The organism is Nocardiopsis sp. LDBS0036 (assembly GCF_041228755.1).
GTDB classification, from domain to species: Bacteria; Actinomycetota; Actinomycetes; order Streptosporangiales; family Streptosporangiaceae; genus Nocardiopsis; species Nocardiopsis dassonvillei.
Map to the genome: position 1 here is coordinate 6,449,732 of NZ_CP141103.1, position 25,414 is coordinate 6,475,145.

At 73.6% G+C, this 25,414-nt stretch carries 24 protein-coding genes; 17 read left to right on the top strand and 7 right to left on the bottom strand.

Going from position 1 to position 25,414, the window contains the following annotated elements:
- Nucleotides 1-238: 238 nt before the first annotated feature.
- A complete protein-coding gene (locus UIS43_RS27405; protein WP_013152167.1) occupies nt 239-874 on the top strand; it encodes a TetR/AcrR family transcriptional regulator in 636 nt (211 codons plus the stop codon).
- Nucleotides 875-931: 57 nt separating this feature from the next.
- On the opposite strand, the gene UIS43_RS27410 is transcribed toward UIS43_RS27405, so the two are convergent.
- The 4 genes from UIS43_RS27410 to UIS43_RS27425 all read right to left on the bottom strand — a co-directional run bounded on the left by UIS43_RS27410 (nt 932) and on the right by UIS43_RS27425 (nt 7,025).
- Nucleotides 932-3,496 carry an MMPL family transporter gene (locus UIS43_RS27410; protein ID WP_370012086.1) on the bottom strand — a complete coding sequence of 855 codons (2,565 nt, stop codon included), beginning with the start codon at nt 3,494-3,496 and terminating at the stop codon, nt 932-934.
- Nucleotides 3,497-3,538: 42 nt separating this feature from the next.
- Nucleotides 3,539-4,201: a TetR/AcrR family transcriptional regulator gene (locus tag UIS43_RS27415; RefSeq protein WP_013152169.1), complete on the bottom strand. Its 663-nt coding sequence runs from the start codon at nt 4,199-4,201 to the stop codon at nt 3,539-3,541.
- Nucleotides 4,202-4,605: 404 nt separating this feature from the next.
- Nucleotides 4,606-6,267 carry a hypothetical protein gene (locus UIS43_RS27420; RefSeq protein WP_370012088.1) on the bottom strand — a complete coding sequence of 554 codons (1,662 nt, stop codon included), beginning with the start codon at nt 6,265-6,267 and terminating at the stop codon, nt 4,606-4,608.
- Nucleotides 6,252-7,025: an ABC transporter ATP-binding protein gene (locus tag UIS43_RS27425; RefSeq protein ID WP_013152171.1), complete on the bottom strand. Its 774-nt coding sequence runs from the start codon at nt 7,023-7,025 to the stop codon at nt 6,252-6,254. The genes UIS43_RS27420 and UIS43_RS27425 overlap by 16 nt, the downstream gene beginning before the upstream one ends.
- Before the next feature lie 155 nt (nt 7,026-7,180).
- Here UIS43_RS27425 and UIS43_RS27430 point away from each other — a divergent pair, with 155 nt between their 5' ends.
- The 5 genes from UIS43_RS27430 (at nt 7,181) to UIS43_RS27450 (ending at nt 12,477) form a co-directional block, all read left to right on the top strand.
- Complete coding sequence (locus tag UIS43_RS27430; protein WP_117197961.1) at nt 7,181-8,449, top strand: histidine kinase; 1,269 nt, start codon at nt 7,181-7,183, stop codon at nt 8,447-8,449.
- Nucleotides 8,449-9,138 carry a response regulator transcription factor gene (locus UIS43_RS27435; RefSeq protein WP_198662372.1) on the top strand — a complete coding sequence of 230 codons (690 nt, stop codon included), beginning with the start codon at nt 8,449-8,451 and terminating at the stop codon, nt 9,136-9,138. Before UIS43_RS27430 ends, UIS43_RS27435 begins: the two co-directional genes overlap by 1 nt.
- A gap of 94 nt (nt 9,139-9,232) precedes the next feature.
- A complete protein-coding gene (locus UIS43_RS27440; protein ID WP_013152174.1) occupies nt 9,233-9,676 on the top strand; it encodes a nitroreductase family deazaflavin-dependent oxidoreductase in 444 nt (147 codons plus the stop codon).
- A 438-nt stretch (nt 9,677-10,114) separates the two neighbouring features.
- On the top strand, nt 10,115-10,561 hold the full coding sequence (locus UIS43_RS27445) for a carboxymuconolactone decarboxylase family protein (RefSeq protein ID WP_013152176.1): 447 nt from the start codon (nt 10,115-10,117) through the stop codon (nt 10,559-10,561).
- A gap of 122 nt (nt 10,562-10,683) precedes the next feature.
- Nucleotides 10,684-12,477, top strand: a complete 1,794-nt coding sequence (locus tag UIS43_RS27450; RefSeq protein WP_013152177.1) for a long-chain fatty acid--CoA ligase — start codon at nt 10,684-10,686, stop codon at nt 12,475-12,477.
- Between the two features lie 86 nt (nt 12,478-12,563).
- Here UIS43_RS27450 and UIS43_RS27455 read toward each other — a convergent pair whose 3' ends face one another.
- Nucleotides 12,564-13,322, bottom strand: a complete 759-nt coding sequence (locus tag UIS43_RS27455; protein ID WP_013152178.1) for an IclR family transcriptional regulator — start codon at nt 13,320-13,322, stop codon at nt 12,564-12,566.
- 205 nt (nt 13,323-13,527) lie between these two features.
- Here UIS43_RS27455 and UIS43_RS27460 point away from each other — a divergent pair, with 205 nt between their 5' ends.
- The 3 genes from UIS43_RS27460 to UIS43_RS27470 all read left to right on the top strand — a co-directional run bounded on the left by UIS43_RS27460 (nt 13,528) and on the right by UIS43_RS27470 (nt 16,569).
- Nucleotides 13,528-14,880, top strand: coding sequence for an NAD(P)-binding domain-containing protein (locus UIS43_RS27460; RefSeq protein WP_071621708.1), 1,353 nt, complete (start codon nt 13,528-13,530; stop codon nt 14,878-14,880).
- Between the two features lie 88 nt (nt 14,881-14,968).
- Nucleotides 14,969-16,315, top strand: coding sequence for a TRAP transporter large permease subunit (locus tag UIS43_RS27465; RefSeq protein ID WP_370012089.1), 1,347 nt, complete (start codon nt 14,969-14,971; stop codon nt 16,313-16,315).
- A 2-nt stretch (nt 16,316-16,317) separates the two neighbouring features.
- Nucleotides 16,318-16,569 (top strand): hypothetical protein, encoded by a 252-nt coding sequence (locus tag UIS43_RS27470; protein ID WP_071621709.1) that lies wholly within the window; start codon nt 16,318-16,320, stop codon nt 16,567-16,569.
- Between the two features lie 188 nt (nt 16,570-16,757).
- Here UIS43_RS27470 and UIS43_RS27475 read toward each other — a convergent pair whose 3' ends face one another.
- Complete coding sequence (locus UIS43_RS27475) at nt 16,758-17,291, bottom strand: hypothetical protein (RefSeq protein ID WP_013152182.1); 534 nt, start codon at nt 17,289-17,291, stop codon at nt 16,758-16,760.
- A gap of 226 nt (nt 17,292-17,517) precedes the next feature.
- Here UIS43_RS27475 and UIS43_RS27480 point away from each other — a divergent pair, with 226 nt between their 5' ends.
- From UIS43_RS27480 to UIS43_RS27515, 8 genes are all read left to right on the top strand, one after another.
- Nucleotides 17,518-18,042 (top strand): helix-turn-helix transcriptional regulator, encoded by a 525-nt coding sequence (locus tag UIS43_RS27480; protein ID WP_013152183.1) that lies wholly within the window; start codon nt 17,518-17,520, stop codon nt 18,040-18,042.
- A gap of 10 nt (nt 18,043-18,052) precedes the next feature.
- On the top strand, nt 18,053-19,126 hold the full coding sequence (locus UIS43_RS27485; protein WP_013152184.1) for a serine hydrolase: 1,074 nt from the start codon (nt 18,053-18,055) through the stop codon (nt 19,124-19,126).
- Nucleotides 19,123-19,506 carry a hypothetical protein gene (locus tag UIS43_RS27490; RefSeq protein ID WP_013152185.1) on the top strand — a complete coding sequence of 128 codons (384 nt, stop codon included), beginning with the start codon at nt 19,123-19,125 and terminating at the stop codon, nt 19,504-19,506. Before UIS43_RS27485 ends, UIS43_RS27490 begins: the two co-directional genes overlap by 4 nt.
- A gap of 267 nt (nt 19,507-19,773) precedes the next feature.
- Entirely contained in the window at nt 19,774-21,393 is a 1,620-nt protein-coding gene (locus UIS43_RS27495) for an ATP-binding protein (protein ID WP_232833147.1), read from the top strand.
- A gap of 60 nt (nt 21,394-21,453) precedes the next feature.
- Entirely contained in the window at nt 21,454-21,879 is a 426-nt protein-coding gene (locus UIS43_RS27500; protein ID WP_013152187.1) for a roadblock/LC7 domain-containing protein, read from the top strand.
- Nucleotides 21,876-22,238, top strand: coding sequence for a DUF742 domain-containing protein (locus UIS43_RS27505; RefSeq protein ID WP_013152188.1), 363 nt, complete (start codon nt 21,876-21,878; stop codon nt 22,236-22,238). The genes UIS43_RS27500 and UIS43_RS27505 overlap by 4 nt, the downstream gene beginning before the upstream one ends.
- Nucleotides 22,219-22,929: an ATP/GTP-binding protein gene (locus UIS43_RS27510; RefSeq protein WP_013152189.1), complete on the top strand. Its 711-nt coding sequence runs from the start codon at nt 22,219-22,221 to the stop codon at nt 22,927-22,929. The genes UIS43_RS27505 and UIS43_RS27510 overlap by 20 nt, the downstream gene beginning before the upstream one ends.
- Nucleotides 22,926-24,191, top strand: coding sequence for a cytochrome P450 (locus UIS43_RS27515; RefSeq protein WP_071621713.1), 1,266 nt, complete (start codon nt 22,926-22,928; stop codon nt 24,189-24,191). The genes UIS43_RS27510 and UIS43_RS27515 overlap by 4 nt, the downstream gene beginning before the upstream one ends.
- 197 nt (nt 24,192-24,388) lie before the next feature.
- On the opposite strand, the gene UIS43_RS27520 is transcribed toward UIS43_RS27515, so the two are convergent.
- Complete coding sequence (locus UIS43_RS27520) at nt 24,389-25,345, bottom strand: SDR family NAD(P)-dependent oxidoreductase (protein WP_013152191.1); 957 nt, start codon at nt 25,343-25,345, stop codon at nt 24,389-24,391.
- Nucleotides 25,346-25,414: the final 69 nt, after the last annotated feature.

Consider the following 25,414-nt stretch of genomic DNA (forward strand, 5'->3'; position numbering starts at 1 on the left):
TTCGGTTTGAGGGTACGGTCTCGCCCGGGGTGCGTGCAAGAGGTGCGGCGGAACGGGAGGAGACGGGTGCGTGGCCCGGTTCCGGCAGACGCCAGCACCGGGTCGCGCGGGGCCGGAGGCGGGCTCCCGGGTGCGCGGACACCGCCGAGGGGCCGCACACGGTGAGCCGACGTGCGATGATCGGGCCGGACGCCGGAGGGTCCGGTTCGTCCGCCGCAGTGGAGAAGGGGACCCCTCCGTGGCCCGACCCAAGACGCCGATCCTGAGCCGTCCGGGCATCCGCCGCGCGGCTCTCGCGCTCATCGACCGCGACGGGCTGGACGGCCTGTCCATGCGCAAGCTCGCCCAGGAGCTCGACGTGCAGGCGGCCTCCCTCTACAGCCACTACCGCACCAAGGAGGAGCTGCTCACCGAGGTGGCGGACGAGGTCACCTCGCGCATCGACGTCTCGGGGTTCGAGGGCGGGGACTGGCGCCGGGGCCTCACCGTCTGGGCGCGCTCCTACCGCGACGCCCTCGCCGAGCACCCCCACCTGCTGCCGGTGGTCTCCTCCGGGCCCGGGCGCCGCGAGGAGGCGCTGCGCCGCGCCGACGCGGTGCACGGCGGCCTGGTGGGCGCCGGATGGCCGCCCCGCTACGCCACGATGATCGGCGCCTCCACCAAGTACCTGGTCGTGGGGGCCGCCACCAACTCCTTCGCGCGCGGGTTCGACGACGACGTGCGCGTCTACCGGGACCGCTACCCGAACCTGTCCCAGGCCCACCGGCTGCCCGAGCACGCCGCCGAGATCGACGACGCGAGCTTCGAACTCGCGCTCTCGGCCTTCCTGGACGGTTTGACCGGCGTCTTCGACAGGGTCGGGAACCGGGACTGAGCGCGAGGGGCCCGGGGGCGGTCGCCACCGCCCCCGGGCCCCTGGAACGCGTGCGCCTCAGCGCCGCTCGGAGGACACCCGGTCCGTGTCGTCCTCCTTGCGGGAGGGCGAACCCGTGTCCCCGGCGGCCGACGCGTCGCCGGTGGTTCCGTCGCCGTCGGTGTCCCCGCCGGTCCCGGCCCCCTGCTCACGCGGGTGGCGGCGCTCCAGTGAGGCGCCCTCCACGTCGATGTCGGGCAGGATCCGGTCGAGCCAGCCGGGCAGCCACCACGCGGCGTTGCCCGCCAGGTGCATCAGCGCGGGGATCAGCGCCATGCGCACGACGAAGGCGTCGATGAGCACGCCGAAGGCGAGCGCGAAGCCGATCGAGCTGATCATGACGCTGTGCGAGAAGACGAATCCGCCGAACACCGAGATCATGATGATCGCGGCGGCGGTGACCACCGAGCGTCCGGCACGGAAGCCCTGCACCACGGCCAGCCGCGAGGGCGAACCGTGCACGTAGGCCTCGCGCATGCCCGTGCCGATGAAGAGCATGTAGTCCATGGCCAGGCCGAACAGGATCCCGACCAGCAGCGTCGGCAGGAAGTTCAGCACCGGTCCGGTGTTCTCCAGCCCGAAGAGGCCGCCCAGCCAGCCCCACTGGTAGACGGCCACCACGCCGCCCAGCGCGGCGAAGAAGGACAGGATGAACCCGAGCGTGGCCACGACCGGCACGAAGACCGACCGGAACACCAGCAGCAGGATCACCAGGGACAGGCCCACGACCACCGTGAGGTAGGTCGGCAGCGCGTCGCTCAGCGTCTCGGAGATGTCGATGTTGCCGCTGGCCATGCCCGCGACGCCCAGCGGACCGGTGCCCTCGATCGGCTCCATGTCGCGGAGGGTGTGCACGAGCTGTTCGGTGGAGGCGCTGGCCGGGCCCTCGACGGGCACGACCTGGAAGATGGCCAGGGTGTGGTCCTCGGAGACGCCGACGGGGGCCACCGCCGCCACGTCGTCGTGGGCGTAGATCTCCTCGGCGACCAGCGCCTGCTCCTCCTCGGCGTTGCGCTCCGCGGACTCCTCGTCGGGTCCGCCGGTCAGCTCGGCCACGACCAGGAGCGTGCCGTTCTGCCCCGCGCCGAAGTTCTCCTCCACGGCGGTGAAGGCCCGGTACTGGGTGGAGTCGGTGGGCTCGGAGGAGCCGTCGGGCATGCCCAGGCGCAGGTCCAGCGCGGGCAGGGCGACCACGCCCAGGGCGATCACGGCCACCGCGGCCTGGGCCAGCGCGCGGCCGGTCGACATCGGCTTGACCCGCTCCGCCTCGTGCGCGCCCCGGCCGGAGGCGGAGGCGCTCCCGGCGAGGCGGGCGCGCTCGCGGCGCGACAGGATGCGCGCGCCCACCAGCGACAGCAGCGCCGGAACGAGCGTGATCGCGATGAACACGGCGATGGCGATGGAGACGGCGGCCACGCTGCCCATCAGGCCCAGGAACCCGATCCCGGTCAGGTTCAGGCCCAGCAGCGCGATGAGCACGGTCGTGCCCGCGAAGACCACGGCGTTGCCCGCGGTCCCGTTGGCCAGGCCGATGGAGGAACCGACGTCGACGCCCTGCTTGAGCTGGCGGCGGTGCCGGTTGATGATGAACAGCGCGTAGTCGATACCGACGGCCAGGCCCAGCATCAGGCCCAGGATCGGTGTCACCGAGGCCATCTCCAGCACCCCGGACAGCGACATCGCGATCAGGGTGGCCACACCGACGCCGACGAGCGCGGTCAGGATCGGCAGGCCCGCGCCCACCAGGGTGCCCAGCATGACCACCAGGACCACGCCAGCCACGATCACGCCGATCACCTCGGCGGTGCTGACCAGGGAGGGCATGGTCATGGCCATGTCGTTGCCGAAGTCGACCGTGGTGCCGGGCACGGGGTCGCTCTCGAAGACCTCCATGACGGCGTCGCGGGTCTCCGGGGTGATCTCCGTCTGGCTGTCGGTGAAGGCGACGCGGACCAGGGCGGTGTCGCCGTCCTCGGAGACCGAGCGGATCTCGGAGGCCATCTCCAGCATGGCCTCGCCCCGCTCCAGCTCCTCCAGGCCCGCCTCCAGCTCCTCGCGGTTCTGGTCGATCACGACCTGTTCGGCGTCGAGCCCGGGGCCGGCCTGGTCGATCATCCCGGCGGCCTCGGCCTGCTCGCGGCCCGCGTCGAGCTCGGCCTGACCGGCTTCGAGCTCCTCCAGGCCGCTCTCCAGCTCGTCGCGGCCCTCCTCCAGCTCCTGCTGCTGGTCGGCGCGCTGCTCCTCCGTGGCGAACGGGTCGATCACGTCCTCCACGCCGGAGAGCCCGGCGGCCTGCTCGGCCCGGTCGGCTATCGCCTCCCGCTGCTCCCGGGTGAAGTCCGAGCCGTCCTCGGTCTGGTAGACGACGGTGCCCGCGCCGCCGCCCATCCCGGAGAACTCCTGCGACAGGAGCTGTTCCACCTCGTCGGTGGGCGTCCCCGGGATGGAGAAGCTGTCCTCCAGCTCACCGGAGAAGAGGAAGAAGGCGGTGCCGGAGGCCACCAGGAGGGCCAGCCAGACCGCGATGACGGTTCGGGCGCGACGTGCGCACGCACGCCCGAGTCTGTAGAGAAATTCAGCCATGGTTCCTGCAAACGGAGTGGGTGGGAGGGAGCGCGTGTGCGCTCAGGAGGTGGGTGATCCGGCGTTCCCGTAGCCGTCACGGGTCACGGCGAGCATGCGGTCCAGCAGATCGGCCCAGACCCGGCGGGAGTCGTCGTTGTCGACCCCTCCGGTGGTCCGCTCCCAGCGCTGGACCGTGATCGCGCCGCCGCTGATGACCGCGCCGCACATGAGGTCGACCACGAGCGGGTCGGCGTGCGGGTGGCGGCGCGTCATGATGGCCGCCAGGCGGACGCTCAGGTCGTTGATGGCCCGCTCGAACAGCGCCGACTGGCTCGGGGCGGGTTCGTTCCCCTGCTGCCGGAGGAGGCGCTTGAGCCGGGTGATCGGGGTGACCAGGTCGGTCCGGCGGATCGCCGCCGCGAGCTCGTCGAACATGTTGCCCGCCCGGTCGCCGGTGACGGCGGGGAGGTTGGCCTCGATGCTGTCGACGAACGCCTCCAGCATCTCGCCGAACACCTCCAGGACGATGTCGTCCAGGGACCTGAAGTGGTTGAACACGGTCCTTCGGGAGACGTCGGCCCGTTCGGAGAGCTGGTCGACGGTGAAGCCGGTGTCCCCGCGTTCGGTCATCAGCGCGGTGGCCGCGTCCACGATGGCGCGGCGGTGGCGTGACTTCAGTGCCTCACGCCGGTCGCGTGGGGGCGGTTCGTGCTGATTGTCCACGTCTCCACATTACGGAGGTGGTTGCACAAAGTGCAACGAAGCACTGAGTGCACCCAGTCACACTCGGGGCGCGGGCTCCCGACAGCCATGAGGACGGCGGATGTCCGGGGAAGAGGCGGTGCCCCGTGGCGCCGCCAGGCGTCGAGCGCATCCGGTCGCACCCGTAATGCGGGCTCCCGTCAGCTACGGGGGTTGGCGGTGCGGTGTCCGGCGCCGCCGGGAGGAAGGGCCGAGTCGGTGGGGTGGGCGGCCGGTCCCGCCGGGGGCGGCCCTTTGACGGGAAGCCCTCGCCGTGGGGGAGCAGCTCGTCCCGCCGGTGGGAGGACGGTCCCGCCGGGCGCTGCCCGCGCACGTGGGAAGGCGGCCGCGCGGCCCCCGTCCCGGGTCGCACGGCCGCCGACCCCTCAGGAGCCCGTGGGCTTGGTCTCGGAGTTGCCCTCGATCGCCGAGCGCTCCAGGCGGTCCAGCCAGCCGCCGCGCTCCGGCACGGTCTGGAGCGCGACCTCCCGGCCGTAGCGGATCCGGGTGAAGGTCTCCGGTAGCCGGGCCTCCAACCTCCGGTAGGCGACGCGGCCCAGCAGCCAGGCCACGAACCCCCCGTTGAGCACACCCACCGGCACCGCCAGCCACGGCAGGCCCCACAGAGACAGGAACACGGCGGCCAGCACCGAGGGCGCGCACAGCACCGGCAGCGCCGCGAGCGCGATCCACACCTGCACCGTGTTGTCGCCGGAGTCGTTGGCGTCCACCCGCAGCTGCGGGTCCACGCCGGGGGAGAGCGCCACCACCGACAGCAGCAGCGCCAGCCCGCTGCCCACCCCGAAGAACGCCGCCAGCCCCGTGAGCACCAGCGGCCACGCCCAGTGGGCTCCGGCGGCCACGATGAACACCGCGCTCAGCACGGTCGCGGCAGGGGCGATCAGCAGCAGGATCGCGATCTGGCGGCCGCGCACGTCCGCGCGCAGCGTGTCCCGGTCCTGGCCGACCACCGACAGCCACAGCGCCGTGCCGTCGTGCCCGTACATGTTCGAGGTGGCCAGCGCCATGACGAAGGCCGCGATCACCCCCGCGAACGGGGAGAAGAACGCGTACAGGTCGGTGGGCCAGGCCAGCAGGCCCGTGAACAGCGCCGCCCACAGCGACGCCCGCAGCTCCAGGCCCCGCCACGGGTCGCGCCACCACTGGCGCAGCTCCCTGGCGACCACCGCGCCCAGGGGGGAGTCCGGCAGCAGCGCGAACGCCCGGCGCGTGAGCGCACCGCCCCCGGGGCCGCGGCGCCGCCGAACCCCGCGCGCCGCGACCCGGGGCGCCAGCAGCACGCAGGTCACCGTCACCATCGCCGCCGTGAGCAGGGCGAACCCGCCCAGCCAGGCCGCGGCCGCGGGCCAGGAACCGGCCGCGGCGGCCTGCACGGCCAGCACCGGCCACGAGGTCGGCAGCGCCGCCAGCACGGTGCCCACCACGCCCTCGCCCAGACCGTTCTCGCGCAGGCTCAGCGTCGCCTGGAACGCGGGCTGCACCGCGATCCACCCGAAGAAGAGTCCGACCAGGATCAGCCCCCACTGCACCGACGCGATCTCCATGCCCAGCCGCGAGTGCATGGCCGCGCCCAGCGCCCGGAACACCAGCCGGGACAGCGTCACCACGAACACCCACAGCACCAGGACCCCCGGCACCGCCACCACCAGCGCGGACGGGTCCAGCGCCAGCGCGTGCCACACGAGCGCGCCCAGCGCCAGCAGAGTGACGGCGGGACCGACGTCCACGAACATCGTCACCAGCAGCAGGGCGCCCACCCGGCGCCGGTCCAGGGGCAGCAGCGCGAAGTACTGCGAGCGCAGCACACCCGTGCCGTTGGCGACGGTGGGGCCGAGCATCCAGCCCACCGCCCACACCGCGAACGCCAGGCAGAGCAGGTCCGCGCGCACGCCGTCCGAGGCCGCCGCCACCGCCAGGTACCAGGTCAGCGCGGTCCCGCCGACGACCAGGGCGATCCCGAACAGCCGCATCCCCGTCACCGAGTGCCGCAGCAGGGTGAACTTCAACCGGATCAGGAGGCCAGCCACGCCAGCTCACCCTCCTCCATCTCGCGTGCGCCCACCAGCCGCACGAAGGTGTCCTCCAGGGTGGTGTCCACGCCGCGCACCTCCTCCAGCGCCCCGTCGGCCAGCACCCGGCCGCGGGCGATGATGGCCACCCGGTCGGTGAGCTGCTCCACCAGCGCCATCACGTGGCTGGAGATCACCACCGTGCCGCCGCCGTCGGTGAACCTGCGCAGGATCGCGGTCAGCACCCGCGCCGAGACCGGATCCACGGCCTCGTAGGGCTCGTCCAGGACCAGGACCTCGGGCGCGTGCAGCAGCGCCGTGGCCAGCCCGATCTTCTTGCGCATGCCGGTGGAGTACTCCGCCACCAGCACCCCGTCCCCCTCGGCCCGGTCCAGCTCCAGCACCCGCAGCAGCTCCTCGGCGCGCGCCCGCGTCACCTCCCGGCCCAGCCCGCGCAGCTGCCCCCAGTAGTTCAGCAGTTCCCCGCCGGTCAGCCGCTCGGGCAGGGCCAGGCCGTCGGGCAGCACGCCGAGCAGGCGCTTGGCCCCGACCGGGTCCGCCCACACGTCCACGCCCAGCACCCGGGCCGTCCCGGCGTCGGGGCGCAGCAGCCCCACCGCCATGGACAGCGAGGTGGTCTTGCCCGCCCCGTTGGGGCCGACCAGCCCGAGCATGGCTCCCCGCGGCACGGACAGGCTCACGCCGTCCGCCGCCGTCGTGCCGTTGAAGACCTTGGTCAGCCCGTCCATCTCCAGGGCGGGCGCGTTCTCACTCATACCGCCACCCTCCCCGCGTTCCCGTTCCGGGCGCATCCGCCGAACGGTCACGGCCGCCTGTCCGGTCGGCCAGGTCCGCTCCGGTGCGGCGGCCCGTCGGCCGAGGCGGCGCGGGTGCGGCCGTCCTACTCTTGGCGTGAGGGAGGGGGAGCCACGTGGACACGACACCGGCCGCGGACGGCGGCACCGCGTCCGGCAGCGCGACCGGGGAGCGCCGGGGCCCGCGGGGATGGGCGGCGGACGCCCTGCTCTTCCTCGTCGCCGGGCTGGTGTGGGCCTACTACGTCCTGGCCTACAGCGTGGGCCTGCACCCGTACGTGCCCTCCTGGCTCGTCCTCCCGGACCTCGCCCTGGGCGCGGTCGGCTGCCTCGCGCTGTGGTGGCGCCGCGGCCACCCCCTGGGCGTGGCCGTCCTGCTGTGCCTGGTCCAGAGCGCGTCCAGTTCGGTGACCGCGGCCCTGGTCGTCGCCCTGTTCAACCTCGCCGTCCGCCGACCCTGGCGGCAGGCCGTGGTGACGGCGATGGCGAGCCTCATCCTGGGCCTGCCCTGGATCGTCATGGTCCCGCCCACCCGCGGCGACAGCGTCGTCGTCCTGATCATCGCCGCACTGCTCTTCACGGGCAGTATCGGCTGGGGTGTGGCCATCCGGACCCGGAGCCAGCTCATCGAGCGGCTGCGCGCGGACGTGCGGCGCGAACGCGAGGACCGGGGGCGGCGCCTGGCCGCGGCCCGGACCGAGGAGCGCCAGCGCATCGCCCGCGAGATGCACGACGTGGTCGCCCACCGCATGTCACTGCTGTCGGTGCACGCCGGTGCGCTCGCCTACCGGACCGAGCGCGCGGAGCGGGGCGAGGCGCCGCCGCTGGAGAACGCCGAACTCGGCGCGGCCGTGCGCGTCATCCGCGACAACGCCCACCAGGCGCTGGAGGAACTGGGCGGCGTCCTGTCGGTGCTGCGCGCGGCCGACACCGCCCCGGGGGAGGAGGGCGACCACGCGGGCACCGCCGCGCCCCAGCCGCCCGCCCTGGCCGAGGTGACCCGTCTGGTGGAGGAGGCGGTCCGGGCGGGGCAGCGCGTGCGGTCCGTCCACGACGTTCCCGAAGGAGCCGAACCGCCCGGCCAGGTGCGCCGCACCGCCTACCGGCTGGTCCAGGAGGGGCTGACCAACACCCGCAAGCACGCGCCCGGGGCCCGGGTGGACGTGCGGATCAGCGGTGCCCCCGGTCGCGGCCTGGAGGTGTCGGTGGTCAACCCGCTGCCGGTGGGGGTGGCGCCCGCCGAGATCCCCGGGGCCGGGGCGGGCCTGACCGGCCTGTCCGAGCGGGTCGCCCTGGACGGCGGAACCCTGCGCCACGGGCCCGAGGGCGGGGAGTTCCGCCTGCTGGCCGCGCTGCCCTGGCCCGAGACGGCGGAGGTGTCATAGTGGTGCCCGTGAACACTCCCGTGCGCGTCCTGCTCGTGGACGACGACCCCCTCGTCCGCTCCGGTCTGCGGATCATGCTCAGCGGTGGCGGGGACATCGAGGTCGTGGGCGAGGCCGGGGACGGCGCCGAGGTGCCCGCGGCGGTGGCCGAGCACCGTCCCGACGTGGTGCTGATGGACGTGCGCATGCCCGGCACGGACGGGATCGCGGCGACCGAGGCGCTGCGCGGCGACGGGAGCGGGCCCCAGGTCCTGGTGCTCACCACCTTCGACGCCGACGCCACCGTGGTGCGGGCGCTGCGGGCCGGTGCCGCCGGGTACCTGCTCAAGCACACCGCGCCGGAGCGGATCGTGGAGGCGGTGCGCCGCGCGGCGGCGGGCGAGCCCGTGCTCTCGCCCAGCGTGGCCCGCGCGCTCATGGACCGGGTGGCCGGAACCGATCCGGTGGAGCGCACCGAGGCGCCCTCGCGACGCGAGCGAGCCCGGGATCGGCTGGCGCTGCTCACCGAACGCGAGCGCGAGGTGGCCGAGGCGGTGACCGCCGGGCTGTCCAACGCCGAGATCGCCGAGCGGCTGTACATGTCGATGGGCACCGTGAAGGCGCACGTGTCCAGCGCGCTGACCAAGCTGGACCTGTCCGGGAGGGTGCAGCTGGCGCTGCTCACCCACGACGCCCGCACCCCCGACTGACGTGGTACGGACGAGCTCCGCGGGGAAGTGATGTTGGCAGTGCTGTGGGCCAGTTCGGCCAGTCAGGACGAGCAACGACGAGGGAGACGATTCCATGCCGCTCGAAGGCGAGTACGAGCCGAGTCCGACGGAGTGGGTGCGCAACCAGGTTGAGCAGATCGAGCGGTCCGGCGGGAGGGAGGGGATGACCCTGCGCGGAATGCGGGTCATCCTGCTCACCACGCGCGGGGCCAAGAGCGGCAAGCTGCGCAAGACGCCGCTGATGCGGGTGGAGCACGAGGGGCGCTACGCCGTCGTCGCCTCGCTCGGCGGTGCGCCCAAGCACCCCGTCTGGTACTTCAACGTCCTCGCCGAGCCCCACGTGGAGCTGCGGGACGGGACCGTGAACCAGGACATGGTGGCCCGCGAGGTCACGGGCGAGGAGAAGGCGGTCTGGTGGGAGCGCGCGGTGGCGGCGTTCCCGGACTACGCCGACTACCAGAAGAAGACCGATCGCGAGATCCCGGTCTTCGTGCTGGAGCCCGTCGCCGAGAAGTGACGCGTCTGGAGGGCGGACCGGTCGGGGAAGGCGCCCCGGCCGGTCCGTTCGTGGTGGGGGCGTTCGCGCTCACGCCAGCCCGTGGGGGCGGGGAGGGCGCGACCACACATCCCCAACCCTCAAAAGCGTGGAAACCAAGGCCTTATGAAAGCTGACGCGAGCGCCACCGCTTGAGGGTTGGTCTCAGGCCCCTCGGTTCGGTCGTCAGTCCGCGCTCTGTGTCCGCTGGCGAAACGGTGAAGCAGAAACAAGGGAAATTCTGTGCTCTGATGTCTCGGATTGGATTACGGAAAGCCGAAAACCACACGAAAATACCTTAATCCGGCCTTCCGTCTCCGGTTTCGACCTTGACCCCGCGGTGCCCGGACCCCGTTGGTAGCGTTGTGGTCCGGGTCCCGGCCGGGACGGTGAAGGTGTTCGACGAGGAGGGCGGCCCCCGTGGCGAGAGAACGCGTGATCTGGGCGAAGAAGCTTCCCGAGGTCTACGGCAAGCTGGACGAGATCGACAAGGTCATCTCCGGGCACCTGGACGGCGCCCTGCTGGAACTGGTCAAGCTGCGCGCCTCGGTGCTCAACGGGTGCTCCTTCTGCATCGACCTGCACACCCAGCGCGCCCTGGAGGCGGGGGAGTCCCAGCAGCGGCTCTTCCTGGTGTCCGCCTGGTACGAGGCCGGTGAGATCTTCACCGACGCCGAGCGGTCCGCTCTGGCGCTCACCGACGAGATCACCCGCCTGGGCGAGCACGGGGTGTCCGACGAGGTCTACGAGGGCGCCGCCGAGCACTTCGAGGACCAGGAACTGGCCGCGCTCATCGCCGGCATCGCCATGATGAACCTCTACAACCGGCTGGCCGTCACCAGCCACCTGCACCCGCGCAAGCGCTGAGCCCGCCCCGCTCCGGGCCGCCGGCCCCTCGGCGCCCGGAGCGGGCACCCGTTTCCTGGGTAGGGATGAGTGCACCCGACCCCCGTCGGCCGTGCACGGAGATCCCGGACCCAGGAGCGCCCATGCCCCCCACCGGACGAACCCTTCCGAGCCTGCTCGCCCGCAACGCCGCCGACCGCCCCGACGCGCCCGCCCTGTCCTGGCGCGCGCCGGACGGCGGCGACTGGACCACCCTGACCTGGTCGCGGGTGCGCGACCGCGTCGCCGCGCTCGCCGAGGGCTACGCCGCCCTGGGAGTCGGACCCGGCGACCACGTCCTGCTCATGATGGGCAACCGCCCCGAGCACTGGCTGTCCGACCTCGCCCTCGTCCACGCGGGCGCCGTTCCCACCACGGTCTACGACACCGCCGCCTCCGAACAGGTCGCCCACGTCGCCCGGCACAGCCGCGCCCGCCTCGCCGTGGTGGGCGACACCGCGACCGCCACCGCGTGGGAGGGCCTGCTCGCCGACCCCGAGGTACCCCTCGCCGCGCTGGTCGTCGTGGACGGGGCCGACCCCGACCGCGGCCACACCGACTACGCCCTCCTGGAGAGCACCCCCGCCGGCACGGCCTTCGAACGCTGGCGCGACCTCACCCCCGACGACCTGCTCACCGTCGTCTACACCTCCGGGACCACCGGGGACCCCAAGGGCGTGGCCATCACGCACCGCGACATGCTCGCCAACGCCACCGCCCTGGACGCGGCCGTCGCCCTCCCCGAGCACCCCGACCACGTGTGCTACCTGCCCCTGGCCCACATCGCCGAACGCATGCTCGGCCTCTACCTGCCGGTCTTCCGCGCCTCCCACGTGTGGATGTGCGAAAGCCTCCGGGACCTGCCCGGGGTCCTGCGGCACGTGCGCCCGCCCCAGTTCTTCGGGGTTCCCCGCGTGTGGGAGAAGTTCGCCTCCGCCCTGCGCGCGGGGCTCGCCCGCATGCCCGAGGAGACGCGCGCCGCCGTGGACGCGGCCACGGCCGTGGCCGCCGAGCACGTCGCCCACCGCGAACGCGGCGAGGAGGTGCCCGCCGAACTCGGGGAACGCTTCGAGCGGGCCCGGGCCGAGGTCCTGCTTCCCCTGTTGGCCCAGGTGGGCCTGGACCGGGTGGGCTGGGCATCCAGCGCCTCCGCGCCGATGCCGCTGGACGTGGTGCGGTTCTGGGCCGGGTTCGGGATCGTGGTCATGGACGCCTGGGGCCTCACCGAGTCCGTGGGCGTGGCCACCGTCAACAGCCCCGCCACCGGGTTCCGGCTGGGCTCGGTCGGCCGCCCCCTCGCGAGCGTGCGGGTGCGGGTGGCCGAGGACGGCGAGGTGTGGCTGCGGGGGGAGTCGGTCTTCGGCGGCTACCTCCAGCCGGACGGTTCGGTGCGCCCGGCCACCGACGCCGAGGGGTGGTTCGCCACCGGCGACGTCGGCCGCCTCGACGGGGACGGCTACCTGTGGATCACCGACCGCAAGAAGGAGCTCATCGTCACCTCCCAGGGCAAGAACGTCGCGCCCGCGCCGGTGGAGAACGCCCTCAAGGAGCACCCCATCGTCGGCCAGGCCTACGTGCACGGGGACCGCAGGCCCTACCTGGTGGCGCTGCTGGTACCCGACCGCGAGACGCTTCCGGTGTGGGCGGCGGCCCGGGGCATCGACACCGGCGGGGACTGGGAGGCGCTGGTCGCCCACCCCGAGGTGGCGGCGGAGGCCGAACGCGCGGTCGCGGCGGCCAACGCCCGGTTCAGCCGCGCGGAGGGTGTCAGGCGCCACCGGCTGCTTCCGGGCGAGTGGGGCCCGGACACCGGTGAGCTCACCCCCTCGCTCAAGCTCCGGCGCCGGGTCGTCCGGGAGCGCTACGCCGACGCCCTGGCGGAGCTGTACCGCGACTGACCCCGGGTCCGGTCAGTCGTCGTCCATGCCCGGAACCTATCCGGCCGGGACCCGAGCGCGGCCGCCCGCCCCCTGCGGGCGACGCCTCAGGCGCGCACCCCGATGGCGTTGGCGCCCCGTGACAGCTCGGGAAGCTGGGACAGCAGCTCCTCGGGGCTGGTCCTGTCACTGGTGGTCACCAGGTTGACGGCGCCCAGGGTCTCGCCCTCGGAGTCGTACAGCAGCCGGGTCAGGCTGAGGGCGCCGGGCTCCCGCTCGGACTCGGCGAGGTGGTAGCCGACCTCCCGGATCCGCTCGATCTGCGCCCGGAGGTCGGCGGCGTCCTGGGTTCTGCCCGAGGCCAGGCGCACCTCGGCGTGGTCGGCGAGGTAGGCGTCGAGCTCCTCGTCGTCCCAGTCGCTGAGCAGCACCTTGCCGCCGCCGATGTTGAGGGGCACCCTGCGCCCGATGGGGAACTGGTAGCGCAGCGGGTCGGCTCCGTCCACGCGCGCGATGAGGATGCGCTCCTGTCCCGAGCGCACGTAGACCGACGAGGTCAGACCGGTCGTGGCCGACAGTTCGGTGAGGATCGGCGTCGCGACGCTGCAGAGGCGGTCGTTGACGACGAAGGAGTGCGCCAGGGACAGCACCACCGGCCCGAGCGAGTAGCCCAGGCGCTCCTGCTGGACGTATCCGCGCCGTACGAGCTGGTTGACGGTGCGCTGCGTCGTGGCGAGGTGGAGCCCGCTCTCCCGCGCGATGTCGCTGAGCCGCAGGGGGCCGCGCGCCCGCTCCAGGCACTCCAGCACGTCCAGAGCCCGGTCCAGGGTGCGCCCCTGGTTGCCACCCCCAGCCGTCGCTCCCATCCGTGCCCTCGCCCGCCCTTCCGTCGTCGTTCGCCCTGTCCCGGGAGGGGGCCGATGTGCCCGTCCCCAAGGCGATGCGCGCATCGCCGCCCTCCCCTCAACGTAGCGGACGGGTTTCCGGCAGGTTGACACCGCGAAGCGTCGCAGGTCACACTCGCTATCAACAGGCAACAGAAACTATCACTCAATGATAGAGGGTGGGATTATGAAGGTCGCGGTGCTCGGGCTCGGAGAAGCCGGTGCCATCTACGCCGGCGCGTTCGCGGCCGCCGGTTGGCAGACCGTCGGCTACGACCCCTCGCCGGAGGCGCGGACGCCCGAGGGGGTGGCGCGGGCCGCCTCGACCGGCGAGGCGGTCGCCGACGCCGACCTGGTCCTCAGCCTCACCACGGCCGCGTACGCGGTGACCGCGGCCGAGGACGCACGGCCGGTGCTGCGCCGTGACGCGGTGTACGTGGACCTCAACGCCGCCGCCCCGGCGACCAAGACCGAGGTGGAGGCGGTCCTGGGGGAATCCGCCCAGGTCGTGGACGGTGCGATCATCGGTTCGGTGCTCAGGTACGGCGCCGAGGTCAACGTCCTGCTCTCCGGCCCCGCCTCCGGGGACGCCGCCCGGCTGCTCCGGGCGGTGGGCTCCGACGCCGAGCCCGTCGGCGGCGAGGTCGGGGCCGCGTCACGGCGCAAGCTGCTGCGCAGTGTCTTCATGAAGGGCCTGGGAGCCCTGATCACCGAGGCCGTGGACGCCGGGAGGGCCGCGGGGGAGGAGGCGTGGATGCGCACACAGGTCGCCGACGCGCTCGCCGACGGCACCTCCGCGCTGGAGCGCCTGGACAAGGGCACGCGCCTGCACGCCCTGCGCAGGGCGCACGAACTCCGCTCCAGCGTCGAACTCCTCGGTGAACTGGGCGTCGAGGCGCCGGTGAGCACCGGGGCCGCCGACCGCCACCTGTTCCTGGCGCGCTCGGGCGGGGAGGACGCGCGCGGGCTGGCCGACGCCTACGCCGGTGTCCCCACCGCAGCCATCGGCGACGGCCGCGACCGGCTCGGCTTCGTCTCCTCGCGGGTCCGCCCGGTCTGGCCCGGGGCGAGCGTCACCGGACGGGCGCTCACCGTCCTGACCCGCCCCGGCGACAACCGCGCCCTGCACCGGGCTCTGGCCCTCGCGCGGCCGGGGGACGTCCTGGTCGTGGACGGCGGGGGCGACACCTCACGCGCCCTGCTGGGCGAGCTCATCGCCGAACGCGCCCTCAACCGGGGCGTGCGCGGCATGGTGGTCGACGGCGCGGTCCGGGACGCCGACGAACTCCGCGACCTGGGCTTCCCCGTCTGGGCGGCCGGGATCTCGCCCGCCGGACCCTACAAGGACGGCCCCGGGCACGTGGGCCGGACGGTCTCGGTGGGCGGCGCGGTCTGCTCCACCGGGGACATCGTGGTCGCCGACGGCGACGGGGTGTTCTTCGTCCCCCGCCTGGAGGCGGAGCAGACCCTGCGCGCGGCCCGCGAGGTCGTCGCGGAGGAGGAGCGCCGCCGCGGCGCCATCCGGGCGGAACGCCGGTGAGCGCCCGCCCCGCCGGTTTCCGGCCGGATCCGTCCCCCGCCGCACCCGGCCGCCACCACTCCCCGACTCCCCTCCCGAAGGTCCACCCATGCCCATCGCACTCCTAGCCCTGGCGGCCTTCATCGCCGTGATCATCGTCTGGAACGTCGTGTTCAAACGGAACATGGGCGAGGCGATGCTGCTCGGACTGGTCGTCACCGCGCTGTTCGCCGGGGCGCAGGCGCCCGCGTACCTGCTGCGGGGGCTGGTCGACGCCCTCACCCACGAGGTGCTCTACGCGGCCCTGGCCTTCGTGTTCATGGCCTACCTGATCGACGTCACGGGCCTGATCCAGCGGATCCTGGCCATCCTGAACTCCCTCTTCGGACGCGTCCGCGGCGGCCCCGCCTTCATCGACACGGCCGGTTCCGCGGTCTTCGGCGCCCTGTCCGGGTCCAACTCCGCCAACACCGCCTCCAGCGGCTCCTTCACCGGCCCCTGGATGGTGCGCACGGGGTGGTCCCCCACCCGCGCCGCCACGGTGATGGCCGGCAACGGGGGGATGGGCGCGGCCCTGCCCCCCAGCGCCTCCATGGTCATCATGATCGGCTTCGCCGGGGGCATGGTCAGCACCGGCCAGGTCTACATGGGCCTGCTCGCGGCCGGGACCTACCAGATCCTGCTCAGGTTCGCCCTGATCGCGTACTTCGTGCGCAGGGACGGCATCCCCAGGGCCGACGAGACCGACCTGCTGCCCCTGCGCGAGTCCCTGCGGCAGGGTGCGGGAGCCCTGACCATCTTCCTGGGCGCGCTCATCCCGATCGTGATCACGGCGGGGCCCCTGGCCGACTACCTGGAGAACTCCACCCCGCTCGGCGGGGCCGTGGGGAAGATTTCGCTGCTGATCTGGATCCCGATCCTGATCATCGTGTTCTCCCTCGTCGCCGGACGCGACCGCCTGCCCCGGAACCCGCGGGACTGGTCGGCCCTGCTCGACGGCGCCCTGCCCAAGTTCGCCACCATCGGGGCCCTGCTGTTCTTCGCCATCGCGGCCAGCGAGATCCTGGCCCGCCTCGGCCTCGCGGAGGACGTCAACACCCTGCTGGAGAACCTGCCGGTCAACCGCGTCCTGCTGGTGGTGGCCGTCGGACTGGTGGTCACCCTGGTCGCCGGGCCGCTCTCCTCCACGGCGACCCTCACCGCGGTCGGGCAGATCTCCTTCCTGGCACTGGTGGGCGTGGGGGTCGACCCGCTCCTGGCGGTGATCGCCATCCTGGTGTTCGCCTCCACCGAGGGGGCCTCCCCGCCCGCGTCCGGGTCGATCTTCGTGGCGGCCGGACTGACGGGCGCCCGACCCGAGAGCACCTTCCTGCCGCTGATCGTCTACTACATGATCCCGATCTTCCTGATCGGCTGCCTCATCGGTTGGGGCGTCCTACCGGTCTTCGGAGGCTGAACATGACCACCATCAGATCCCGCGCCCTCGTCGTGGTGCGCACCCTGTTCAAACTGGGCCTCGTCGCCTGCTTCCTCCTCGGCGTCCTGCTCGTCGCCGGTCAGCTGGCCGGGGTCATCGCGCGGCGGCCGGACTGGATCACGACCACCTCGGACCTGTTGTTCGTCCCCGCGGTCGCGGCCGCGGCGGCCTTCGGGGTCCTCGGGTTCCTGGCCAACTACCTCACCGAGGACGAGGGCGGGGGCGAGGACTGAGGCGCTCCGAGGGGGAGTGACCGACCCGCCGGGGGCGGTGGCCGAGGCCACCGCCCCCGGCCGTGTCCGCGGCGGCCGTCCCCAGGTGCGCGAAGGGGTCTTCTCCGGTCCGGCAGCCCCCACCGGCCGCGCGCGGGCGTGCGCAACCGCCCCCGTCCTGGGGAACGGGGGCGGCCCGGGAGGGGCTCTCAGTAGTTCTGCCCGGTGGTCTGCTGCGGTCCGGCCGCCTGCTGCGGCGAGCCGGTGCTCCCCTCCGGCGACTGCGCGGGCCTGGGCGCCGCGTGGGCGGCGTTGTACCCGCTCTGGTAGGCGCCCTCGTGGTGTTCGGTGCGCCCGGACTCGCGCTCGCGGTCGGGCCAGCCGGCGGTCAGGCCGTAGATCACCAGCAGGTCCACGGCGATGGCCACCATCGACCACAGCGGCATCGCCATCACGAAGCCCAGTTGGGCGATGGCGTTCACCGAGGCGAGGACCAGGGCGAAGCCCCGGGCCCACGTGCTGCGGGACAGCACGGCCAGACCGGCGACGATCAGCACCGCCCCCCACAGGCCCAGCAGCACGCCCCAGGAGGTGTAGCCCACCAGGAGCACGTCCGTGCTCTCCACGGCGTAGAACTCGGGGGTCAGGAGTGCCACCAGCCCCTGGATGACGTTGACCGCCCCGATGACGATCAGCAGTGTCGCGACGAAGAACTGCCAGCCGTTGGCTGCCTGCGTTCGCATGTTCCGGATCCTTCCCGGCCGTCCCCGCTGGCCTCTGCGCGGTCCGGGACGTGGGAACGGCCGCTCGGGTGTCCCTCTTGCGGATGCGCGATCCGCGCGCCTTGTCTTCATCATCCGACCCGGCGGGTCAGCGACACCCCACCCGTTCCTACGGATCGGGCAAAGCTCCCGGGCCTGCTACTCTAAAAGTACGTAATTACGGAAAAGTATGTAAGGTGGAGGTGCGGTGGACAGGACGACGGAGGAGCGCCTGGCCGAGCTGGAGGCGCGGGTCAGCGCCCTGGAGGCGGCCGGCGAACGCGCGACCGAGACACCCCGGGCGGAGGCGCTCGGAGACGTGTTCTTCGCGCTCAACGCCCTGCGGGAACGCGTCACCGGACACGGCGGCGTGGTCTTCGCGGGGATCGTCCGCGGCGGGGAGGGGGAGGAGGACACGCTGGAGTGGCAGCAGGGGCTGCCGGTCGAGCGCCTGGAGGAGTCCGACTGGGCCCGCCACGCCGCCAGCCTCGACGCCCTGGGCAACCCCGTCCGGCTCCAGTTGCTACAGGCGGTCTGGAGGGGAACCGGGACCGTCGCCGCCCTGGCCGAGCGTTCCGACTTCGGCACGACCGGCCAGATCTACCACCACGTCAACCTGCTCGCCGCGGCCGGATGGCTCACCACCGTCCGGCGCGGCCACTACGCCATTCCACCGGAACGCGTCGTCCCCCTGCTCGCCATCCTCACGGCGGCCGGGGGAGCACCCCAGTAAGGAGGGCTCCGTGAGAGCCAGAGGAAGAACTGTCGCGGTCGCCTGTGCGGCGGCCGCCCTGGTCGTGGTGCTCGGGGTCGCCGCACGGCCGCACACACCCGCCCTGTCCGCCGAGGAGTCCGGGGACCCCGGACTCCTCGACCGGGCGCGCCCGCTGCTGTCCGAGGGCGTGCGCGACCGCGTCAGCGTCGTCGAGGTCGACGGCGGACGGGTGAGCTTCGCCCACTTCGGAGCAGACGACGGCACCGACTACGAGATCGGCTCGGTCTCCAAGACCATGACCGGGATGCTGCTCGCCATCGCCGTCGAACGCGGCGAGGTCACCGCCGACACCCGGCTCGGGGAGCTGGTCGAGCTGGACGGCGCCCCCGCCGCCGACGTCACCCTGGCCGAGCTGACCAGCCACCGCTCCGGACTGCCCCGACTCTCCACCCGCGTGCCCGACATGGCGGTCTCGGTGGCGGCCTCCTACCTGGGCAACGACCCCTACCCCTACGACTACGACGACCTGGTCGCGCAGGTGGCCGCGGCGGAGCTGGCCGACCGCGGCGAGTCCCGCTACTCCAACATGGGCACCGCGATCCTGGGCCACGCCCTGGCCAACGCCGCCGGGACCGACTACGCCACCCTCCTGCGCGAGCGGCTGCTCGACCCCCTGGGCATGGACGACACGACCCTGCCCGAATCCGGGGACGACCTGCCCGAGGACGCGACCCGGGGTTACACCGACAGGGGGCGCCGGGCCGACCCCTGGCTGGCCCACGCCTACGCTCCCACCGGGGGCGTGCGCTCCACCCCCGCCGACATGGCGCGCTTCGCCGGGGCGCTGCTGGAGGGCGCCGCGCCGGGCGCGGCGGCCCTGGAACCGCGCTGGGACGGCGGGCCGGACCACCGGATCGGGTTCGCCTGGGTCACACAGGAGCACGGCGGCACCGAGGTCACCTGGCACAACGGCGGTACCGGGGGTTTCGCCTCCATGGTCGCCCTGGACCGGGAGGGCGGGCGCGCGGTGCTGGCCTTCGGCAACACGACCACCGGACTGGAAGACGCCGTCCTGGAACTGCTGACGGAGGACGCCCGATGAGCGTGACGGACGTGCTGACCTACGCCGGGGCCGCGTTCCTCAACGGCATCTGCGTCGTGAGCGCGGCGGACGTCCTCCTGCGGTTCCGGGGCCGGGGCAGGTTCCGCTTCGCGGACCGCTGGGACGTGTTGAACCGGACGGCCCACACGCTCTTCTTCCTGGTGCTCTCGCTGCTGCTGACCACGTGGGCGTCCTTCCCCGTGGCGGTCTGGTACCTGGACGTGGCCCTGAGCGCGGGGGCCGCCGCGGCCGCGGTGCTGTGCTGGCCCGGCCTGCCCGCGCGCGCCGCCGACGCGGGCGCCGCCTCCCGACGCCACTCCGCGATCGGCGCGCTGGTCTTCCTGGCGGTGGTCCTCGCGGTCTTCCTCCTTTTCTCCTGAACCGAGCATCCGCGCGAAAAGCGCGCAATGCAGGGGTATGTCAGAATTAAGAAGAGCGGAAAAAGCGGGATGCCGCACTTCTCCGCCGTCTGACCGGGGTTCCTCGCGAGAAAGCCCACGTGCCTTTCGCCCGTGGTCTACGGTGATTTCCGTCCGCCCTCGAATTCCCCGGGGGAAACCGGGTGGACCTCCCCTGCCCGGAGACCGGGCGACGGGACCGGGCACGGCCCGCTCCCTTCGCGCGATTGCCCCGCGAGGAACCCGCCCATGCCAGTTCACCCGTCCGACCGACAACGGCGGCCACCGCGCCCCGGACGACAGGCCCTGTTCGCCCTGGTCGCCGTGACCGCGCTGGCGGCCCCAGCCTGGTCCTGGGCGGTCGTCACGGCCCACCCCGACGCCCGACAGAGCGTGGCCCTGGCCGTCGGAGCGGCCGGAGCCGCCCTGTGCGCCGCCGTCACCGCGGCGGCGCACCAGGCCGCCGCGGCCCGCGCCGCGCGCGAGCACGGCACCCGGGTCGACGCCACCGCCCAGGCCCTCGAACGCGAGGCCGAGCACCTGGTGGACCAGCTCCTGCCCGCCCTCACCGAGGGCCTGCGCGCGGGCCGCACCGCGCGCGAGGTCCTCGCCGAGCACCCCCAGCCCCGCCACGTCGCGCTGCACCGGCTCACCCACGCCGTCACCGCCGAGCTCGACACCGCGCGCGTGCGCGCCGCCGACGCCCTCGCCCGGTGCACCGCGCTGGAGGAGCAGATCGCCGACCTCGACCGCGTCGGCCTGCCGCTCATGGTCGCCCGCGTGCGCGAGGACCGCGTCGGCGCCGCCGAGACCCTGCGGGAGGAACTGCCCCCCGTCCACGGCGCCCTCGCCCGCCTGCGCGCGCACACGCTGGAGGAGCTGCTGGCCGCCGCCCGCCGTTCCGCCTCGGCCATGGAGACCGCCGCCGCCTCCGGCGCCCGCATCCAGGCCCACCTGACCTCCCTGCTGGCCAGGCTCCGCGAACTCCAGGACCGCTACGGCGACAACCCCGGTGTCTTCGGCGACCTCCTGGACGTCGACCACGGGGTCTCCCGCACGGGCCGCCTCGCCGACGGCCTCGTCGTCCTGGCCGGGGGCCGCTCGGGCCGCCGCTGGACCCGGCCCATCGTCATGGAGAGCGTCCTGCGCGGCGCCATGGGCCGCATCAACGCCTACCGCCGCGTGCGCCTGCACAACACCAGCACCGCCTCCATCGCCGGGCACGCCGCCGAGGGCGTCATGCAGGCCCTGGCCGAACTCATGGACAACGCCGCCAACTTCTCCGCCCACGGCACCGAGGTGCACGTCTACGTCCAGGAGGAGGACACCGGCCTGTCCGTCACCGTCGAGGACAGCGGACTGGGCATGCGCGTGCGCGAGCGCAGGCTCGCCGAGAGCCTGGTCACCGAGCCCCGCGACCTGTCCACGCTGCGCGGCACCCGCACGGGCCTGGCGGTCGTGGGCCGCCTCGCCCACAAGCACGCGCTCGGCGTCAGCTTCCGTCCCTCGGCCCGCGGCGGCGTGGGCGTCGTCGTCCTCGTCCCGCCGCACCTGGTCACCGAGTCCCAGCCCGCTCCCGGCGGCCCGCGCGCCGGGCACCGCCCCCGCCGCTCCGCCGGGCCCGCGCCCGCCGCGGGACCGGGCCCCGGTGCCGGTACGGCGGCCCCCGGGCCCGACAGCGCCGCCGCGCCCGCCCGCGCCGCCTCCGGGCTGCCCCGGCGGCGGCGCGGCCAGACCCTCGCCGCGGCGCTGCGGGAGGAGCCCGACCAGCTCTCCGCCGGTCCGGTCACGCCCGGACCCGGCGGCGACCCCGGCACCAGGTTCGCGTCCTTCCGCAACGCCCGCCAGCCACAACGAGCCGAAGAGTAGAGAAGAGAAACGGAGGGAGGGGCACGGACCGGGCCCGCGCGCGGCTGCCCCGCGACCCCGATGAACACCATGGACACCAGCCTCGACTGGCTTCTGGAGAACCTGCGCCACGGGACACCGGGCATCCGCCACGTGCTCGTGCTGTCCAGGGACGGACTCAGGATGTGCCACACCCGCGAACTGCACACCGACCGCGCCGACCAGCTCGCCGCCATCGCCGCGGGCATCCAGAGCCTGTCCCTGAGCGCCTCCGCCGAGTTCGGCGACCGCGGCGGCGCGGGTCAGGCCATGGTCGAGTTCGGCGGAGGCGTCCTGCTCATCATCCGCGCCGGGGAGGGCGCCCACCTGGCGGTGATCGCCGCCGGGGAAGCCGACGTCGGCGTGATCGGCCACAGCATGAACGCACTCGTCGAACGGATCGGCGGCTTCCTGACGGCCGCCCCGCGCCGGAGCGAGCGGGTCCGAGTGGGCGCCGAGCAGCGGTGACCCACCACGACTGCCTCCGGGGAGAGTCCCCCGACCGCCTGTACACCGTGACCGGCGGGCGCTCCGACGCGGACACCCGCGTGTTGGACTCGGTCACCCTCGTCGTCGCCGAGTGCGACCCCGTGCCCGGCATGCAGTCCGAGCACGCCGCGATCCTGCGCCTGTGCGCGTACCCGACCGCCGTGGTGGAGCTGTCCGCGGAGCTGCGGCTCCCCGTCAGCGTCGTGCGGATCCTCCTGCTGGACCTGCTGGACACGGGGCGGGTGACGGCCCGCCACCCGGCGGCCCTCACCCGGCAGGAGGCCGGGCACGACCCCGAGACCCTGAAGCAGGTGCTCCTTGCCCTCCAACGCCTCTGAACGGCCGGCCGGGCCGCACCGGGCCCCGCTCGCCGCGACGGCCGACAACGCGCTCAAGATCGTCGTCGTCGGCGGGTTCGGCGTCGGCAAGACCACCCTGGTCGACTCCGTCAGCGAGACGCGCCCGGTGAGGACCGAGGAGGTCATGACCCGGGCCGGTGTCGGGATCGACGACCTCAGTGCCGTCCGCGACAAGCGCACCACCACCGTGGCCTTCGACTTCGGGCGCATCACCGTGGACGAGCGGCGCGTGCTCTACCTCTTCGGCGCCCCCGGCCAGAAGCGGTTCTGGTTCCTGTGGAACCAGCTGTTCGAGGGCAGCCTGGGCGCGGTCGTCCTCGTGGACACCGACCGCATCCGGGACTCCTGGTACGCCGTGGACCGGCTCGAACACCACCGCACGCCCTTCGTGGTCGCGGTGAACCGCTTCGGCCCCGGACCCGCCCTGCCCGAGGTGCGACGCGCCCTGGACCTGTCCGGGCGGGTCCCCGTGGTGGACTGCGACGCCCGCAGCCGCGAGTCCAGCCGCGACGTCCTGATCACCCTCGTCCAGCACGTGTCCGGACCCGTCGCCGGGTACCCGTCCGCGCCGACGACGGCGTTCGCGCCCGGGTCAGGGCGGGAGTCCGCACCGGCGCCGATGTCCGGCTCCGCGTCCGCACCCGCGCCGCCCCAGGAGGAGACGACGTGAACCACAGCCCGGGTCCGGAGGCCGCGGCACCGGCCAGCAGCGGCCCGCCGCCCCCCTCCCCGGACCACGCGGGCGCCGCCCGCCTGTACGGCCCCGACATCGCCCGCGACCCGGCCGGGCTCTACGAGGAGCTGCGCGGACGCTACGGCCCGGTCGCGCCCGTGCTGCTCGACGGCGACGTTCCGGCGTGGTTCGTCATGGGCTACCGGGAGCTGCACCACGTCACCAGCAGACCCGAGTGGTTCGCCCGCGACTGCCGCCGCTGGAACCAGTGGGACCGCGTCGGCCGGGACTGGCCGCTCCTGCCCTACGTGATGTGGACGCCCTCGGTCATGTTCGCCGAGGGGGCCGAACACCAGCGGCGCGCGGGCGCGATCGGCGACGCCCTGGACGCCGTGGACCGCGCCGACCTCAGGACCCTGTGCCAGCGGGCCGCCGACGGCCTCGTCGACGCCTTCCGCGCGGAGGGCGAGGCCGACCTGGTCTCCCAGTACGCGCACCGCATCCCCGCGATGGTGGTCGCCCGGCTCTACGGCCTGCCGGAGGCGGAGGTCCCGGCGCTGGTGCGCGACGTCGTGCTCTCGCTCGACGTCGCCGCCGACGCGGGCGGCGCCCACCGGCGCCTGCACGCCCGCCTGGACGCCCTGGTCGCCGACCGCCGCGCCGCGCCGCGCGACGACGTGCCCTCGCGGCTGCTGCTGCACCCGGCGGGCCTGAGCGACGCCGAGGCGGTCATCGACCTGCTGGTGGTCCTCGCCGCGGCCCAGGCGCCCACCGGCGACTGGATCGGCAACACCCTGCTCCTGATGCTCACCGACGACCAGTTCTCGCTCACCCTCCAGGGCGGGCGCGGCAGCGCGGGCGAGGCCCTCAACGAGGTGCTGTGGAAGGACACCCCCACGCAGAACTTCATCGGCCGGTGGGCCGTGCAGGCCTGTGAGCTGGGCGGGCGCGGCATCCGACGCGGCGACATGCTGGTGCTGGGACTGTCGGCGGCCAACGCCGACCCCCGCCTGCACGCGGGGCTCCCCGACGTCCACAGCGGCAACCGCGCGCAGATGTCCTTCGGCCACGGCGAGCACGGGTGCCCCTTCCCGGCGCCGGAGATCGCGGAGACGATCGCCCGCACGGCGGTGGAGAGCCTGCTGGACCGGCTGCCGGACGTGCGGCTGGCGGTGCCTTCGGAGCGGCTGGAGTGGCGGCCGTCGCTGTGGATGCGCGGACTGTTCGAGCTCCCGGCGCGCTTCACGCCGCAACGGTAGGGGGCGGCAGGAAGTGTTGCCGGCGTGACGCGAGGGGTCTGACCACGGGAACCGCTGGATGGAATATCACGAGTTCTCCGGGTGGAATTCCTTGTATGGGAGGTATGTCGATTGCGGGACTTCGGTGATCATTCCGTGCCGCCGTCCACGGGGCGCGGTCCCCGCGGACGGCGGCACGGGCCGCGACCGGCCGCCGCTCAGGCGAGGGCGTCCTCCCCGGTCAGCTCGGCGGAGAACGCCCACAGGCGCTCGGCCTGCGCGGGATCGGCCGCGTGGTCGCGCACGCCCTCCACGCCGGGCTCGGTTCCGGCGGGCACGGCCACGTCGCAGTCCTCGCAGTACACCCCGCCCATCCCGGCCAGCCGCGGCGAGGTGGCCGCCCACACCTGGGTGGCCGCGCCCTGCTCCGGCGTCTTGAACCGGGGGTCGATCAGCTCACCGTTCCCGTCGACCCACCCCGCGTCGACCATCTCCCGCCGCGTCATGTGCCGCTGCAAGGGGGTGAGGATCGCGCCCGGGTGCAGGGAGAAGGCCCGCACCCCGAGGGGTTCTCCCAGCCGGTCCAGGTGGAGGGCGAACAGGGCGTTGGCGGTCTTGGACTGCCCGTAGGCCAGCCACCGGTCGTAGCCCTGGGCGAACCACGGGTCCTCCCAGCGGATCGGTGAGGCCTGGTGCGCGCCGGAGGACACCGAGACCACCCGCGCCCCGCCCTCGGCCAGGGCCGGCCAGAGCCGGTTGACCAGGGTGAAGTGCCCCAGGTGGTTGGTGGCGAACTGGTACTCCCAGCCGGGTCCGGCGACGGCCTGGGGGCAGGCCATCACCCCGGCGTTGTTGACGAGGACGTCGATCGCGCGCCCCGTCCTGAGGAAGCGTTCGGCGAAGGCGCGCACGTCGCCCTGGTCGGACAGCTCCAGGCCGTCGACCTCCACGCCCTCGACCCCGGCCAGGGCCTCGGCCGCCGCCTCGGGCCGCCGCGCGGGCACGACGACGCGGGCGCCCGCCTCCGCCAGGGCCCGGGTGGTCTCCAGCCCGATGCCCGAGTACCCGCCGGTGACGACGGCCAGCCGTCCGGTCAGGTCGATTCCGTCCAGGACCTCGCGCGCGGTGCTGCGCCCGCCGAAGCCCGAGCCGATCCTTCGCTGTGGTGTGGTCATGGACCGGAGCCTAGGTACTGGAGCGCGCTCCACCTCAAGCGGCGCAGGTGGGGAGGGTGTTCCCGCCGG

Coding starts and splice junctions, on each gene's coding strand:
- UIS43_RS27410 (WP_370012086.1), bottom strand. CDS start 3,496: ATGGCTGAATTTCTCTACAGACTCGGGCGTGCGTGCGCACGTCGCGCC.
- UIS43_RS27425 (WP_013152171.1), bottom strand. CDS start 7,025: ATGAGTGAGAACGCGCCCGCCCTGGAGATGGACGGGCTGACCAAGGTC.
- UIS43_RS27440 (WP_013152174.1), top strand. CDS start 9,233: ATGCCGCTCGAAGGCGAGTACGAGCCGAGTCCGACGGAGTGGGTGCGC.
- UIS43_RS27450 (WP_013152177.1), top strand. CDS start 10,684: ATGCCCCCCACCGGACGAACCCTTCCGAGCCTGCTCGCCCGCAACGCC.
- UIS43_RS27455 (WP_013152178.1), bottom strand. CDS start 13,322: ATGGGAGCGACGGCTGGGGGTGGCAACCAGGGGCGCACCCTGGACCGG.
- UIS43_RS27460 (WP_071621708.1), top strand. CDS start 13,528: ATGAAGGTCGCGGTGCTCGGGCTCGGAGAAGCCGGTGCCATCTACGCC.
- UIS43_RS27465 (WP_370012089.1), top strand. CDS start 14,969: ATGCCCATCGCACTCCTAGCCCTGGCGGCCTTCATCGCCGTGATCATC.
- UIS43_RS27470 (WP_071621709.1), top strand. CDS start 16,318: ATGACCACCATCAGATCCCGCGCCCTCGTCGTGGTGCGCACCCTGTTC.
- UIS43_RS27475 (WP_013152182.1), bottom strand. CDS start 17,291: ATGCGAACGCAGGCAGCCAACGGCTGGCAGTTCTTCGTCGCGACACTG.
- UIS43_RS27490 (WP_013152185.1), top strand. CDS start 19,123: ATGAGCGTGACGGACGTGCTGACCTACGCCGGGGCCGCGTTCCTCAAC.
- UIS43_RS27495 (WP_232833147.1), top strand. CDS start 19,774: ATGCCAGTTCACCCGTCCGACCGACAACGGCGGCCACCGCGCCCCGGA.
- UIS43_RS27500 (WP_013152187.1), top strand. CDS start 21,454: ATGAACACCATGGACACCAGCCTCGACTGGCTTCTGGAGAACCTGCGC.
- UIS43_RS27520 (WP_013152191.1), bottom strand. CDS start 25,345: ATGACCACACCACAGCGAAGGATCGGCTCGGGCTTCGGCGGGCGCAGC.